This window comes from Helicobacter rodentium ATCC 700285 (assembly GCF_000687535.1).
In the GTDB taxonomy this organism is placed as follows: Bacteria; Campylobacterota; Campylobacteria; order Campylobacterales; family Helicobacteraceae; genus Helicobacter_D; species Helicobacter_D rodentium.
This window is the reverse complement of the sequence record NZ_JHWC01000003.1, coordinates 135889-151653: the sequence shown is the minus strand read 5'-3', so window position 1 is coordinate 151653 and position 15765 is coordinate 135889. Positions and strand designations below refer to the sequence as shown.

The following is a 15765-nucleotide window of genomic DNA, read 5'->3' as shown; positions in this document are numbered from 1 at the left end:
CATTATCGCTTTTTTATTATTTTTTTATTTTGTATCGGAATTTTTATTTTTTATGGTTGTAGCAAAGAGGAGAAAAACTTTTTATATAATAGCTCTAATTGCAATGATGTAAAGCGAGATTGTTTGAATCAATGCCGCAAAGAGGGCAAGAGTCAAGCAATATGCCTCAATGAATGTGAAAAAGTGCGCGGAATGTGCGCAGCGATGAAAACCAAAGGCTGTCTGCAAAATTGTAATTTACAATATGGCAAGGGGACACAGGCGGCAGAACAATGCAAAAAACGTTGTGGGCAATAATTCAATAAGAATCTCTAGTAACTTTTAGAGGCGCAATCCATTATGAAACAAGAAGTGAATCCAAAGTTTTTGTTAGCCAGAAAAACTTTCTTAGTCTTTTTGGCTTTTCTAATCCTTTGTCTTGGTTTGGTAGCCTTTTTATTTTCTCCCTTTGGAAATGTCTATATTAGGGATTTTTTACTCTCACATTTGGAATCTCAAACGCATTTCAAATGGGAGGCAAAGTCTTTTAAAATCACCCCATCACATCTTTCTTTAGAAGCCACAGCGCACAATGGGCAATTAGAATTATTCTTAGAGAGTGATTATTCCCTGTTTTTGCGTAATTTGAAAGGAAAATTTTTATTAAACTCTAAAGGCTTTAGCACAAAAATAGCAAACAAGACATTGTATTTTAGCGATAATTCTTGGATAGAGGGAGAATTTAGCGGAGAGTTTGCGCACTATAAACTGCAAGCACAAAGCAATCTTTTGGATTCTCAAAGCGATTTAATCTCCTATTGGTCTTATTTAGAATTGCAAGGTTTGAATCTCCACACAAAGAATGCAAGTCTTGCCGCCCTTTTTGCGTTATTTCACCAAGCACCCTATGGCGATGGAATCTTAAGTCTTGAATTAAAACTAGACAAAACACGCGATACTTTGTCTTCTAGCTCTATTTTTCAGAATATCGGGGGAGAGGATTTAAAAAATAATCTCTATAATGGAACAATCAATGTGAATTTAGAGGGTGGGGAATTGGAAGCAAAGGAGTTTTTATCTCACTTTGATCTTGCGATTCCGCCCACACGCTTTATGGGAGAACTACAAGGCGAAATTCAACACAATACATTAAAGCATTATCTAAAAATGTATTCTAGTGTCGGGGATTTTACGCTTAAAGGCACAAGCAACCTTATCACATTAGCCACAAATACAGAATTTCATCTCAACTTTCAAAACCTTTCACCATTCTCGCCGTTTTTTGGGATTCCTCTAGGCGGTGCTTTAAGCACAAATGGAATCGCAAAAGGTGATATAAAAAATATGCTGATAAGCGGAGCAATGACATTGGAGCAATCCCCGCTAGATTTTCGCCTAAACTTGCAAAACCTAAAGGTTAATACATTTAAAATCACAAGTCAAAATTTAGAAGCAAGTGCGCTTTTTGCGCTTTTTAATCAACCTGCTTTTTTACACGGGGTGCTAAATCTTGACTTGGATTTGCGTGATTTTGCGAGTGGAATCTCTGGGATTGTCTCAATGCAAAGCCAAAATTTATTAATTAATAGCCCATTAATAGAAATGCACACATTTATAGGGTTTCCCGCCATAGTATTTCAAATGGAATCCAAAGTGGAGTTGGCACAAGGCAAGGGAATCATAAATTATTCCTTAATATCTAATTCTGCGGATTTAAAAAGCCAAGAGGGTAAAATTTCCTTGCAACCTCTTACCTTTGAAATACCTCAAGAAATTACACTTAAAAAACTTCAAAATTTCTCTTACCGCAATAAAAGCTTACTCAAAGGCACTTTGAATGCACAAGGAGTTGCAACCAATGAATCTTTGAATTTAAAGGGAGAAATCGTAGCTAATGAGGATTCCAAACATCAAGGAGACTCATTTAGCTTCGCCCTAAGCAAAACGGGCTTAAACTTACAATTAAACCATTTAAGCGACACACAATTTTATACAATTTTTCCAAAGATTCCACATTATTTTAAGGGAATCACAAACTTAAATTTCAAGGAAAATTTCGCGGACAAGACGCGTCAAATTAACTTGGATATTTTGAATGCAAGATTCCAAAATACCGCACTTTTGCGCAATCTAAATCAAGCAACACAACGGAATCTAGCGCATAATACTTGGAATGGCTTTATTCGTAATCAACTTTTTTCCGACAACCAATTACACAGCGCAGTTTTTCTCCAATCCAAAAACGATACAAAAAATCCAAAATCTCAAAATCTCAAAATCCAATCTCCTAAAATTGTTACAAATTTAAACAAAATGAATTTAGAGGGAAATTTGCTAATTCAACACCATCAAAATACCAAAAAACTTAGATTGTATGGCAATATTTATCAGCCAAAAATTCATTAAATAATCATTTATTTGAAAGATTTTATTTTTATTTAAGTAAGTTTAAATGCGATTTTATTTTTATTCTGCTTAAATTCTGACAATTTATCCTCTTCAAGGCATTTTTAACTATGGAAGATTTAAAACAAACCTACCCTGACGCACTCCCTTATCACAAAGGGGGCAAGATTGAAGTTACCACACGCACGAAACTTGACAATGAACACGATTTATCTATTGCTTATTCACCGGGTGTTGCAGTTCCTTGCAAGGAGATTCAACGCGACCCGCACACGGCTTATGAATACACCGCAAAAGGCAATCTTGTTGCGGTTATTTCTAATGGCACAGCGGTTTTAGGGCTTGGAAATATCGGCGCACTCGCAGGAAAGCCTGTAATGGAGGGCAAATCCGCATTGTTTAGAAAGTTTGCAGATATAAGTGCGTTTGATATTGAAGTAGATGAAACCGACCCAGATAAATTTATTGAAGTGGTGCGCTCCATTGCGCCGACTTTTGGCGGAATCAACCTAGAGGATATTAAAGCCCCCGAGTGTTTTTATATTGAATCACGGCTCAAAGAGATTCTTGATATTCCCATTATGCACGATGACCAGCACGGGACGGCGATTATCTCCACTGCGGGCATTATCAATGGATTAAAAATCACAAATAGGGACGCGAAAGATTTAAAAATTGTCGTCTTGGGTGCAGGAGGTGCGGCGATTGCGTGTGCGAAAATGGCTCGGAATCTTGGCGCAAAAGAAGTCATTATGTTTGATAGCAAAGGTGCAATCACGACTTCCAGAAAGGACTTAAATGGGTTTAAAAAAGACTTTGCGATTCCTTATGAAGTGGGTTCTTATCAAGAGGCTTTGGAGGGTGCAGATATTTTGCTTGGGCTTTCACGGGGCGATATTTTGTGCGAAAAAGACATTCTAGGAATGAATCCTAATCCGATGATTTTTGCAATGAGCAATCCGATTCCAGAGATTGACCCAAAGATTGTGCATAAGGTGCGTCCTGATGCGATTATTGCGACAGGTAGGAGTGATTATCCCAACCAAATCAATAATGTTTTAGGATTCCCCTATGTTTTCAAAGGCGCACTAAAGGCGCGTGCAAGATGTATCAATGAGGAGATGAAACTTGCTTGTGCGCGTGCGCTTGCGGAACTTGCGCAAATGCCAATTCCCAACGATTTAGAGGTGCAGCTAGAGAAAATTCACGGGCGAAAGTTTGAGTTTGGGAGAGAATACATTATCCCAAGCCCCTTTGACACGCGCTTAAAAGAGTTTATCTCCAACGCCGTAGCCCAAGCTGCGATTGATAGTGGTGTGGCTAGGGTGCAAAGTTTGGAATCCTAAAGTTAAGAGGAGTCAATCTATCAATGGAAGAGTTTTCCTATAAGCTTGTAATGTTTGGATTTAGTGCATTATGCGAGGATTTGGAGGAGGTTAAGAGGAGGCTTTCTTTATATCCTAAAGAGCGGTATGAATTAGAAAATAGCGATGAATGTTTCTTAATAGACCTTGATACTAGGAATTCCTATCCTATCATTTTAGAGGGCGAACGTTTTGTGATACAAGGATTAGAATCTTAAATTTTGGATTCCAATCTACGAGATTCAATGGAGGAAATCCTTAAACTAAATCCTAAAACTTGCTTGATATACATATTTCTTGCCAACCTAAATCGCAATCTTCTCAACCTTTTCTCCTTTTTCTTTGCAGATTCTCAAAGCAAACACAAAGAATCCTTGAGGATATGTTTAGATGAAAGGAGCAAAAGTTTAGATAGTTTTTATGGATTTCCTTTCTAGCTCCAACAGCCACGCTTTGCGGTTTAGTCCCCCAGCATAACCTATGAGGCTTTTATCGCTTCCTATTACCCTATGACAAGGGATAATGAGTGCAATAGGATTTCTCCCTACTGCACCACCGACTGCTTGAGCAGACATTTTGGCAATACCCCTTTGAAATGCAAGTTTGTGTGCAATTTCTTTATAGGTCATTGTTTGTCCATAGGGAATTGTCCGCAGAATCTTCCACACAGATTCTCTAAAGAGTGTGCCTTGTGGAGATAAAGGGGGAGTAAAAGATGGAATCTCCCCGCTAAAATAAATCTCTAGCCAAGTTTGCGTATCCACTAAAACCTGCGTTTGTTTTTGTATGGAATCCTTTATCGGGGTAAAGTATTTTTGCCCCTCAAACCATAATCCAAGCAATGCGTTTGTGTCGCTCATAAGCGTAATTATGCCAAGCGGAGAGCTAAACTGCTGCGTATAAATCATTGGGGAATTCCTATTGTTTCTTATCTTGACAAGGCAAAGGATAGGTTATATCCTTTAGAATCTCTCTTTGAGGGCATTATAATTAAAAAGGGCTTAAAATTTGCAACACATAAAAATGTGAAAATATATCAGAATGTCTCCTGATGATAAAGCCAACAATTCACCACCTGTTCCCTTTAGTAATTCTTTGCAATAAATTCTCTCTTTTTATCTAAAAAGAATACTAGGAATCCTTTTGGAATGAGATACACAAGAAAAGCAAAAGGATTCAGAAATAAAACTTTAGAGAAACTCAAAGGAGAATTATCCAAAAATCCCAAAAAAGAAATGATTGGTATTTCACTTCTTGTCTCCACAAGAACTTGCAAAGATTTAAAGGATAAGAAGTAGTTTAATCCCCTTACAACTACCCCAAAGATTCCATTAGCTACTTTGTCCTTACAAGAAATAAAATAAAAGCAATCCATATCAAGCACACTCAAGATTCTATCCACCTTGTCATTGCGAACGAAGTGAAGCAATCCATAATTACGCTTATCAAGTATTCTGCAATGAAATCCTTAAAGAATCAACTTATAGATTGCCACGAAAATTTTTCAAATTTTCTCGCAATGACGAGGTGGATTGCCTTGCGTCATTGCAAGGAATGAGCAAAGATACAAGAGTTTGCCTTTTTCGCATAATGTGCTTACAAACAAGGCTTTAGGGGGCAAAAGGAGCTTACAAGTTTGTTGCAAAAAAGTCTTGCGATTATGGCGGTATGTGGCGTGGGCGTTTTTGTCTTTTGTCAAGCCTTTGCAAAGCCTTTAAGCTGCATTTTGTAAGCTATGATGAATCATTATTAGAGCTTACCGCGTCAGTTTGTTAAAATTGATGGAATCGCCTATATTTTTATGGGGCTTAACATTTGGACAAGCGCGTTTTTACCGCGCTGAATAATGGCGCAGTATCGGCTACCATCGCCTTTTTGCGCACCTTTGTTTTTCAAGTGATTTGTGTGCTTATTTTGCCTATCCTCTCTTTTATCTCCTTTTTTACCCTTTGTAAATCGTTGCAAGTAAGAAGCGGGATTAGGCTTTGAATCTCATCTATGCTCTTATCCCACCATTGAAACGCAAGCAAAAGCGCAATAAGCTCCTCATCAAAACGCTTTTTGATTTCTTTTGCGGGATTCCCCACCACAATACTATAAGGCGCGACATTGCTTCCCACAACGCTATTTGCGCCGATAATTGCGCCATCGCCAATATGCACACCGGGCAAAATCGTGGCATTTTGTCCAATCCACACATCGTTGCCAATCATCGTATCGCCTTTGAGCGGCAGATTCTCGGGCGTTGGAGGTGGCGCATTCCAACCCTCAAAAATATTAAAAGGAAAGGTGCTGACTGCATTCATTTGATGATTTGCGCCATTCATCACAAACTCCACACCCGCAGCGATTTGACAGAATTTACCGATAATGAGCTTATCTCCATTAAACGCGTAATGGTGGCTGATATGCCGCTCAAAATCACTATCGCTAATGTATGTAAAGTCGCCCACGATGACATTTGGATTCTTTATGATGGGCTTGACATAGCAGACATAATCCACGCCCTTAATTGGAAAGGGATTATTGGGGTTTGGGAGGCTATTTTGCATTGTTGTGTCCTTTGGGGGTTTTGCATTGTTTGGGTTTTTTAGGCTTAGGCAGAGTGGGAGCAAGGGTAAGCACGACTTCTCTTAAAGTCTCCAAAGAATCCACATCAAGGATATAAGATTCCTTTGCACCTGCATAGGGAAAGCCAAGCGGGGCGGATTCTAAAAGGAGCTTTAGAATCTCAAACTTCTTGACAAAAAGCACCTCATCACAAAGCAAGAAAATGGGCTTAGGCACACTCTCGCCCACAATTACATAGATGCAGTATTCGCCAAACATCTTTTTAGCACTAAAGCGATAAGCCGTATCCTCTAATGCGTTTTTGAGATTCTCTAACACAAAATCCTTGAAACTCTCACTTGTAGGCATACAAACTCCCAATTTTAGCTATAATCACTCTTAAGATTCTTGCGTGATTATAGCTTAATTTCTTGCATTAAGAGTGGGATTATCAAAGCATAACTTGAAGTTGATTGTGTATCTCTTCCTCTGTAAGGTATATGCCGATGATTCTTTGTAAGCTACTGCTATCGCCAAGTTTGATAAGCATATCTCCATTGCCTGTGAGCTTTTCTGCTCCTATTTCATCTAAAATAATTTTAGATTCTGTGCTTTTTTGCACCTTGAGGGCTATGCGACTTGGGACATTGCTTCGTAAGCTTCCGCTAAGGGTTGCAGAATCTGGTCGTTGAGTGGCTAAAACAAGGTGGATTCTCGCTTCTCTTGCCTTTTGAGCTAATCTTATAAGATGAGTTTCAATGTCTTTATTTTGCTTTATCAAATCGCTTAATTCATCAACGATTAAAACCCGATAAGGCATACTCTCAAAGCTCTCGCCCTTAGATTTTCTAACATATCGCGATTCCATTTCCAAAACAAAAGATTCTGTAATATCTCCTGCCTTATCTGTGCCTAGAATTTCAAGATTCTTTATTTGTGTAAATTCCGCAAAACTTGCTCCCGCTTTTGGGTCAATGATAGAAATCTCAATATTTTGATGACGCAATAAACATAAAAGTATGTTTTTTAAAAGCATACTTTTTCCACCTCCTGTTTGCCCTGCTACAAGCAAATGCGGAGTAGTTTTTAAATCAAAGCAAAAAGGCTCTTTCTCCACACTCATTCCCGCAAAAATACCAAGCGCATAATCGTGTTTGCTTAATTCCTCTAAGCCTTGCTTCAATTCAGGCAAACCGAGTTTTCGCCATTGTTCTTTAGGCTTTGGAATCTGCACACTATATGTTCTGCTGATGCCCTTAACTTGCTCAATATAAATGTTCGCGCCTAACTCATCATCAAGATATTGACTTTTTGTTTTAAAGACTTGAATCTTAGTAGAATCCAAAAGCTCAATTTTGCAGATATGATGGCGATAAGAATCCTCTTCATTCATTAGCCTAATGCCAATTCCTTGTTTTTTGAAATAATCTTGCAGTTTAAGAAAGTAACCCACATCATTGTTTTTGGGATTTTCTTTTATCTGCTCCTCTTGCTTTAACGATAAATGCAAATTATCCAAACACCATTGATAGAAACAATCGCTTGATTTATAGGTATTATCAAGCTCATAAAGCCCCCTTTGGATATAGCGACTTAAAATCCTTAGATATTCTTTTTCATCGCTGAAAATATCTTTTTTCTCCCTATCTAACTCATCTTTGTGTTTGATATATAGCATTGCACGAATGAGCAAATCAAAATCCTCTTTTTTGTCCTTGCCCTTGCCTGTGATTTGTTCTAGGTGATATTCTTTATCTTTTTCACCATCTAATCTTTTTTGTGCCCAAAACGAGGAATCTAATGAAAATTTTGGAGAATTTAAAGCGAGTGCAAGTGCGATTCTAAGCACATTGTATTTAGCAAATTCATTTTCTTCAAATCCCAAGCCTTTCTTAACCTTTTCTATCACAAGCTCTTCTCTTTTATTTGTATTAAAATCTGCCATTGTGTCCCCTTATAAAATCTCTTTAATATCCGCTTTTTTAATAAAAGCGTGGTGTCTGTCTGCTGGATTTTCTATCTTGTAAAGCCCAGCTAGATGAGGTTTTGCATATTCATATTCTTTTAAGCCTATTTCAGAATCAAGAGGTAAAAGAATCACCTGCACATTGTTTGTATAATAATTTTGTATAATGTTTTTTCTATTCTCACTATCAATTCGCCCTAAAGGCGTATCAATGATAATGGGTAGATTAGATTTTGATAATTTGCTTAAAGCCCAAAAAATTGCAATCGCTAGAATCTGCTTTTGTCCGCTGCTTTGGTTTTCTACAATGATTCGCTCATCATTTTCGTCTTTTAGCTCTATCTCAAAATCCTCATCAATCTTAAGTTCTCGCACATTATCATTTGATAATAAGCTCTGATAATTTTTCAAAATAAGCAAGTGAAGCTCTCCTCTTAATTTATGAGTAAGCTTTTCTTTATATTTTTCTATACTTTTTTGCAAAGATTCTAAAATTTTTAGTTTGTTATCAATGCGCTCTGTATTAATATTTTGTTCTAAAAAATAAATCTCTCTATCAATATTTTCTTTTAGATTTTCTAAATCTCTTAGTTCATCTTTTAGATTTTCTTTTTCCTTTTCTTTTTGCCGTTTTTCACTATGTAAGGTCTGCTTTTCTTTTTCTAGCAACTCTTGCCTTCCTCTTATATCCTCATCACTAATAAGCTCATCTTGTAAGGTTTTATTTTTATAAAGCTTATTTTTGATATGTTTAATTGCGTCAATATCTTTTGCCAAATCAATATGCTCAATTCTTGCAAGATTCTCTTTTAAGGGTGAAAGCATAGCAGAAGTAATAAAGGAATGTGAGAAGCTTTTTTGCTCTAACTTTTGTGGCAAATTTTCTAAAATTTCATCAAACACATCAAAATATTCAGGCATTTCCAAGTGCTTTAACTCCTCTTTGGTTAGCTCTTTTAATTCTGGCAAAAGCTTCTTATAACTTTCTATATCTTGTTTGGATTTGCTCATTTCCAATCGTGCAATTTCCTCATTTAAATCTTTAATCAGCTTTTCATTAGCAGCAAAAATAACACCTTTAACGCTTTCTTTGAAATTTTCTTTATGATTAATAAGCTCACTATCAAGCATATCCTTTTCACTTACTAGTTCAGCTTTTTCTCTGCTGAAATCACTGCCAAGCTTATCAATTTGTCTTATTTTTTGCGAAAGCAAATCAGATTTTTCCTCTATCTCTTTTTCATAATCTTTAATTTTATCTTTTAAATGTGAGATACCTATTTCCTTACTTTCTTTGTCTTTTCTCTTTTGTGCAAGCAAAGAGGCATTGTCTTTGTTTTTATTTTCATTATCCCTTAATTCAGTTTTATATTTTTGAATTTGGTTTATTGCTATATCAAGTGGTTTGATTTGCAAAATATCCTCTATTTTTTCTCTAAATCCCTTGCGTAGATTTTCACTTATTTTTTCTAATTCCTCACCATCAAAAAAGAAAAATTCAATCAGATTTGGAGGCATTATCTTGTTGATTCTCTCTTGAGCTTCCTCGCTCGTAAAGCTTTCATTATCAAGACTAAAGCTTAAATGTTCCTCAATGCTTTCATAAATATTTTCAAAACTACGCTTAATATGGAATCTCTTACCCTCAAAAGTGCCTTCAAAAATGATATAAAATTCTTCTTGTAAAGACTGCAATGCAGGTTTATTCAGAATGCCGAGCCATTTCTCCCCTATTCCCTTGATAAATTGTGAGGAGCTTAAACCTTTTGGGGCAAATCTTGCAATGACAGGAGAGATTTCATTATTCATTACTCCAGCCCCTAGAAACAAAAGCTTTGCACAGCGGATAAAGCTTGTTTTTCCAAAGCCATTATTGCCATAAATGCAATAGAGATTCTTTCCCTCAACCCTTTTAAACTCTATCTCCACTTTTCCATAGTAAGCAAAAAGATTGGAAATGGTGATTTTTGATATAAACATTTATGCCTCCTTTCTTTGCTTGCTCGTTTTATCTTCTACAAGCTTTCTTATCTCTTCTTTTATCTTGCTTGAAGCATTATTTTTACCCCTTAAACCTGTGGTATTATAAATGTCTATACAAGTGCTAATGAGATTCTCTAGCCCTTTAGAATCCACCTTGTCCGCTACTTCTGCCAAAAGCTCCTTATGTAAAACTCTGCTTTGTTTTAATTTTTCATCTTTCATTCGTCCTACCTCCTGTGCAAGTTGTATTGCTTTATTTTCAAAATCAAATTCCTTGTTCCACTGCTCTTGTATCGCATAAATTTGTGAATCTGTGATGAGCCTACTGCCACCATTTTGTATAAATTCTTGCTCTGTTTGCAAAAGTCTTTTTAGAATCTCCACACGAATATGGCTTAAAAATGGACCAAGTCCTCCAACCTTATACACCGCTCTGCCATCGCGTTTATAATCTGCCCTTGCATTGCAATCCTCCCTTAAATCTTTAATGTAATTTCTAAATTCATTGAGGGGTTTTAGATTCTCCTCTCCAGATTCTATAAAGCCCTGCATTGATTTATCCTCATTCACCACCGTGCATACCCAGCAACCAAATCTTGAACCACCACAACTGCTTTGACTTAAATCTGTGATAAACTGACACTCCTCACCACTTGCTTTGGCATAGAGCAAAAATAATTCGCTATGGTCTTTGTCCCACAAAGGCTTATGTGTGCTAAGATACGCCCATACTTCATCGGTGTTCCACTCTGCAATGGGTGAAAAAGTAAGCGTATCGGGGAAGTCGTGATGTTGGGAATAACCTTCTTCATTTAGGATTCTCTTTTCTATGGATTTTTTACGATTGCTTGATTCTGCCTTTCTTGAACCTAGTATCAAAAGAGCCGAGCCATATTTTTGTGTGATTTTAGCAACTTCTGCTTTAGTTGGAGTGATTTTCAGCCTATCAGTGCACCACCGAAAAGTCCTTGTCGGGCTAGGGTAACCTTTGCCAATGAGATTGACCCAAAAATCATCTTTCAAGCTTGGGCTAACTTGTAGGATTTCAAAGGGGATATTGTTTTTCTTTGCGTGAGAGTTGATAGAATGGATTACTTCTTTTAAAAATCTATCAATATGTGGGGCTTCTACAAGCGTATTTGAAGCAATGGCATAAGTCTGCCTCCTTTGATGTGGTTGCAAAGAGACGAGCATTTCATAGACAAGTTGTAGCGCACAAGTAGAATCCTTACCACCGCTAAAGGCAACGACCCAAGTGCGCTTTGAGGAGAGAAATTTAGTTTTTAGCTCCTCTAAGGTAGATTGAATGAATAAAAATTTATTTTTAGGATTCTGTGGGCTTGAGATAGGCTCAAAACCATTTTCAAAGACTTCCATTATTCCACAACCTAAATAATAAATGGTGTTTAAGGGATAAAGCGAGATAAAATTTGGATTTTGAATGATATTTTGGGCTAGGGTTTTAGATTTTTTAGAGCTAAAGCAGACGATGAGGAGAGGCTTGGAGATATTTTTGCTTCTTAAATATTCTATAATATCATTTTCATCTTTTGCGTGGAATGAACCTTGTAAGTGCGCACTCAAAAAGGCTTGGGTTGAGCGAATATCAAAAAGATTAAATTGGGATAATTCCATTTCTTTGAGCAAAGAAAGCGATAAACTTTTCACGATGATATTTTTCATTTTTTATCCCTTCAAAAAGCCCATTATAGCATAATTTTTGCTGTGCTTTATCTATATAATTACACAAGGCTTTGTTGATTTTTGTTTTGCCTCCTCTCCCCGTGTTTAATAATCCACTCACACGCCTTGCTTGTTGGAGTTTTTCTCCATTGTGCGATGAGAGTTTGTGCTTTTCGCTTTGATAAAGCTATCAAATAAGTGTCATTATAATGGTCTTTGTGTTGTGTAAATGGAGATAAAGGTCAAATAGCAAAACAGAAATATAGATATAGTCGATTCTTTAAACTATAAACTTTTATAATTTTCCCAAAGAAATCAAAATAACAAAAGAACAATCAAATGGATTCCAATCACACATTGACTCAATATGGTATTTTAGCAACAAATGTTCAAAAAGCGTCTACACAAGGAGCAAAAATAGATATATCTAATGCCTTTGTAGAAAAAATAGACTTTAAAATTTTACAAGAAAAAAACATAAAAGAACTCAAAATAATAGATAGCAAAATAGAAAATATTGATTTTATAGAAGAAAATACTATACAGATAACTTTTGCAAAATGTGTTTTTAAGAATAAAGTTGATTGTAAAAGTCAAACATTTTTGAAAATAGTGGATTTCTCAAATTCAACATTCCAATGTGGAGTTAATTTTGAAAAAGCTATTTTCACAAGTAAGACTATTTTTGATAATGTTAAATTCGAAGCAATAGTAAATTTTTCAGAAACTCAATTTAAAAATATTGCCAACTTTAATTTAGCCGAATTTTGTGTTCAACAAGATGATGATTTTATAAATTTTATAGGGGCTGTTTTTACAAAGAAAGTTGATTTTGGTAATACCAAGTTTAATTCAGAGGCAAATTTTTCATATTCTACATTCAACAATAAAGCTGATTTTTGTAATGCTGCCTTTAATTCACAGGTAGATTTTTCATATTCAAAATTTGAATACGAGAGCGATTTTTCAAGAACTCAATTTTTAGCACCACAAAATACAGAGAACTATATAGAAAATCTTTTTGAGGCTGTTACCTTTAAAAAGGAAGTTGAATTTGATAGTGCTATATTTAATGCAAGAGTAAGTTTTTCAAAATCAAACTTTGAAAACAATGTCTTTTTTGTGCATACTAAATTTTCAGCACAAGAATGTGTTGATTTGATAGAAAACAACTTTGCAAATATTGCCTTTAAAAAGGAGGTTAGCTTTGATGGTGCTGTTTTTGAGTCAAAAACAGATTTTTCATGTTTGAGTTCAGAGAATAAAATTTATTTTATAAATGTTTATTTTAAAAATAAAGTTAATTTTGAGTTTTCCACTTTTTTAAATAATGCATATTTTGATAATTCTATATTTGGTGATTATGCTTATTTCTATGGATGTGAATTTGAAAAAACGGCTAGTTTTTACGAGGTAAAATTTAATAAAGCTCCAAATTTTTGTCAAGCTATTTTTAAAGGAAGTTTAAATATAGTTAATGCAAATTTGAATTTTGATTTTGAAAATTTGCAAACACAAATAAAAGAAGAACATAAATGCTTCAATAAAAATCAGGAAGAGCAATATAAAAAATCGTTAGGTAAATTTGCTAATGATTTTAGAGATTCTTTTCGACTTCTTAAAAATGCCTTGATTAAAGATGGCAATCTCCTAGATGCTTCAAATTTTCATAAAGTTGAGCTTTATTGCAAGGAAATAGAACTAAAACAAAGTTGGAATAGTAAAGATAATAAAGTGGAAAATAAACAAGATTTGGCAAAAAATGCTTGGAGTTTTCAGAAATTAATAGATTCTCTGCTTTTGGGATTTTATAGAAAATTATGCAATCATCACACAGATTTCCTAAAGGTATTTAATAACCTTATTTTGTTGATTGCTCTATACGCCATGTTTGTTTTTATTGGTTTTCATAAGAGCAATTTGCAAGACACAAAAGTAACTTTGGCTTTATTTGATCTTTTAGACAACTTTGAATTTTATATAAATATAGGAGTTAGTGTCTGTATGGTTTTGGGAGGTGTTTTAACACTATATAAACTTAATAAGAATTCAAAATGGATTCATCTACTCTTAAACTCTATTAAAGATTTTAATTGCATTTATTTTTTAAGAAAATGGAAAAGAGAAATAATAAAAAAGGAAGTATTAACAAAAACTTGGACAAACATAAAGATAGTAACGCAAGATACATGGATATTAATGGAAAGCTTAATTTTTGCACTCTTTTTTACTTGTTCCCTCTATATAATATTAGTAGTTTTTGGAACTTTTTTAGGTTTAGATAAACACTTTGGGTATTCTCTGCTTATCAATATATCATTTGTCAGCTTGTATATTTGTTTGGTTTATACCAAATCTTTATTTTGGGGTAGATATGTGATAATTGTTGCATCTTATGCTGTATTTTTTATCGTATTGATAGAAAACCCAAGCATAATCCATCCGCTAATAGGAAAGATCGCAAATAATTCGTTAGAAATGTCCAATGATTCAAGTTTAATCGTTCTAAATATATCTTATACCATGCTTATAGGTTTGGTTCTTTTCTCGCTTCAAAAAACTGCACGGAAAAATTCCATAGTGCCCAGCTAACACTTAACACTTAACACGTTAAATCTTATAAGCTTTAGCATTTGAATGTTTTGTGTGTGCAATAAATACAACACAAAATCTCCTCAACCCCTTGACAAACACTAGGTATCAGGCTTTATAATTACAGAATCTATTTAAATCAGCAAATTTTTAAGGAGCAAAAATGGCAAAGCATTCTAGGCGCAGGGAGTTTTTAAAGGTTTCCGCTTGTATCGCAGGATTAGCAGCATTTGGAGCTTTCTCTCCCAAACTCTTAGCACAAGATTTGAAACAAACTCCAAGGGATTCTAAAAAAGGAGCAAAAATGCAAACTCTCACACTTAACAATGGCGTTACAATGCCTATTCTCGGGCTTGGCACTTATTCACTCACGGGCAAAGCAGGGCAAAAGGCAATGAGCGAAGCCATAGAAGTGGGTTATCGGCTTTTTGATAGCGCACAAATGTATCATAATGAAGCCGAGCTTGGTATGGCAATAAACAACGCAATCAAGGGCGGAATCAAGCGCGAGGAGTTTTTTATCCAAACAAAACTTTTGGACGCAAATAGTGAGGATTCAACCAAAAAATCTATTGAAAAATCACTCCAAAGATTAGGGCTTGACTACATAGATTCTTTGCTTATCCACGAGCCCTACACTCAATCCAAGGCGATGTATAAGGCAATGGAATCTTTTTATAAACAAGGAATCCTAAAGGCTATTGGCATTTCAAATTTTGGCGCAAAGGCATATAAAGAGTTTGTGCAAACTTGTGAAGTAATCCCTGCAATCAATCAATGCGAGACACATTTATTAATGCAGCAAAAACCCTTGAGGGAGGCAATGCAAGGCAAAACATTGCTACAAAGCTGGAGTCCTTTTATTGCGGGGAAAAATGTAGAGGGAGGCTCTATTTTAGAGAATCCCACGCTTAAAAACATAGCACAAAAATACGATAAAACACCCGCGCAGGTGGTTTTGCGATTCTTGATTGAACAAGGTATCAGCGTAATTCCAAAAACTTCCAAAAAACATAGAATGATAGAAAATCTTAATGTCTTTGATTTCTCTTTAAGCGTAGAGGATAGGCAGATTCTAAGTGGTTTGGATACAAACAAAAGCTCTTTTTCTTGGACGAATTATTAGAGGAGCAAAGCAAAAGACTGCGAGGTTCAAGGTTAAAAATTTGTGCAAAAACAAAAACAAATAATCATAAATTTCTTAAGTTCCACAAATCTTTTTAACCAAAAGCAACCTACGCA

At 35.4% G+C, this 15765-nt stretch carries 15 protein-coding genes; 6 read left to right on the top strand and 9 right to left on the bottom strand.

The window, feature by feature from the left end; translation table 11 throughout:
- Positions 1-123: 123 nt before the first annotated feature.
- The 4 genes from BS85_RS11265 (at position 124) to BS85_RS0103410 (ending at position 3967) form a co-directional block, all read left to right on the top strand.
- Entirely contained in the window at positions 124-297 is a 174-nt protein-coding gene (locus tag BS85_RS11265) for a hypothetical protein (RefSeq protein WP_156938031.1), read from the top strand.
- 42 nt (positions 298-339) lie between these two features.
- Positions 340-2385, top strand: coding sequence for an AsmA family protein (locus BS85_RS0103420; protein WP_034551068.1), 2046 nt, complete (start codon positions 340-342; stop codon positions 2383-2385).
- Positions 2386-2495: 110 nt separating this feature from the next.
- Positions 2496-3731 (top strand): malic enzyme-like NAD(P)-binding protein, encoded by a 1236-nt coding sequence (locus BS85_RS0103415; RefSeq protein WP_026943571.1) that lies wholly within the window; start codon positions 2496-2498, stop codon positions 3729-3731.
- Positions 3732-3754: 23 nt separating this feature from the next.
- The gene (locus tag BS85_RS0103410) at positions 3755-3967 is read left to right on the top strand and encodes a hypothetical protein (protein WP_026943570.1); all 213 of its coding nucleotides are present in this window, start codon (positions 3755-3757) and stop codon (positions 3965-3967) included.
- A gap of 189 nt (positions 3968-4156) precedes the next feature.
- Here BS85_RS0103410 and BS85_RS0103400 read toward each other — a convergent pair whose 3' ends face one another.
- From BS85_RS0103400 to BS85_RS12035, 9 genes are all read right to left on the bottom strand, one after another.
- Positions 4157-4657 (bottom strand): methylated-DNA--[protein]-cysteine S-methyltransferase, encoded by a 501-nt coding sequence (locus BS85_RS0103400; protein ID WP_034551066.1) that lies wholly within the window; start codon positions 4655-4657, stop codon positions 4157-4159.
- Positions 4658-4833: 176 nt separating this feature from the next.
- Positions 4834-5178, bottom strand: coding sequence for a hypothetical protein (locus BS85_RS0103395; protein ID WP_156938030.1), 345 nt, complete (start codon positions 5176-5178; stop codon positions 4834-4836).
- Between the two features lie 75 nt (positions 5179-5253).
- Positions 5254-5448 carry a hypothetical protein gene (locus BS85_RS11260; RefSeq protein WP_156938029.1) on the bottom strand — a complete coding sequence of 65 codons (195 nt, stop codon included), beginning with the start codon at positions 5446-5448 and terminating at the stop codon, positions 5254-5256.
- Between the two features lie 193 nt (positions 5449-5641).
- The gene (locus BS85_RS0103385; protein ID WP_026943567.1) at positions 5642-6301 is read right to left on the bottom strand and encodes a CatB-related O-acetyltransferase; all 660 of its coding nucleotides are present in this window, start codon (positions 6299-6301) and stop codon (positions 5642-5644) included.
- Positions 6291-6668, bottom strand: a complete 378-nt coding sequence (locus tag BS85_RS0103380) for a transcriptional regulator (RefSeq protein ID WP_026943566.1) — start codon at positions 6666-6668, stop codon at positions 6291-6293. The genes BS85_RS0103385 and BS85_RS0103380 overlap by 11 nt, the downstream gene beginning before the upstream one ends.
- Positions 6669-6750: 82 nt before the next feature.
- A complete protein-coding gene (locus BS85_RS0103375) occupies positions 6751-8244 on the bottom strand; it encodes an FtsK/SpoIIIE domain-containing protein (RefSeq protein ID WP_026943565.1) in 1494 nt (497 codons plus the stop codon).
- Between the two features lie 9 nt (positions 8245-8253).
- On the bottom strand, positions 8254-10245 hold the full coding sequence (locus tag BS85_RS0103370; RefSeq protein ID WP_026943564.1) for an AAA family ATPase: 1992 nt from the start codon (positions 10243-10245) through the stop codon (positions 8254-8256).
- Entirely contained in the window at positions 10246-11931 is a 1686-nt protein-coding gene (gene dndC, locus BS85_RS0103365) for a DNA phosphorothioation system sulfurtransferase DndC (RefSeq protein WP_245596275.1), read from the bottom strand.
- Between the two features lie 59 nt (positions 11932-11990).
- Positions 11991-12125, bottom strand: coding sequence for a hypothetical protein (locus tag BS85_RS12035; RefSeq protein WP_281173563.1), 135 nt, complete (start codon positions 12123-12125; stop codon positions 11991-11993).
- Between the two features lie 145 nt (positions 12126-12270).
- On the opposite strand from BS85_RS12035, the gene BS85_RS0103360 reads away from it, so the two are divergent.
- Together BS85_RS0103360 and BS85_RS0103355 are read left to right on the top strand one after the other, a co-directional pair.
- Positions 12271-14523: a pentapeptide repeat-containing protein gene (locus BS85_RS0103360; protein WP_026943562.1), complete on the top strand. Its 2253-nt coding sequence runs from the start codon at positions 12271-12273 to the stop codon at positions 14521-14523.
- Positions 14524-14686: 163 nt separating this feature from the next.
- Complete coding sequence (locus BS85_RS0103355) at positions 14687-15649, top strand: aldo/keto reductase (protein WP_051604665.1); 963 nt, start codon at positions 14687-14689, stop codon at positions 15647-15649.
- Positions 15650-15765: the final 116 nt, after the last annotated feature.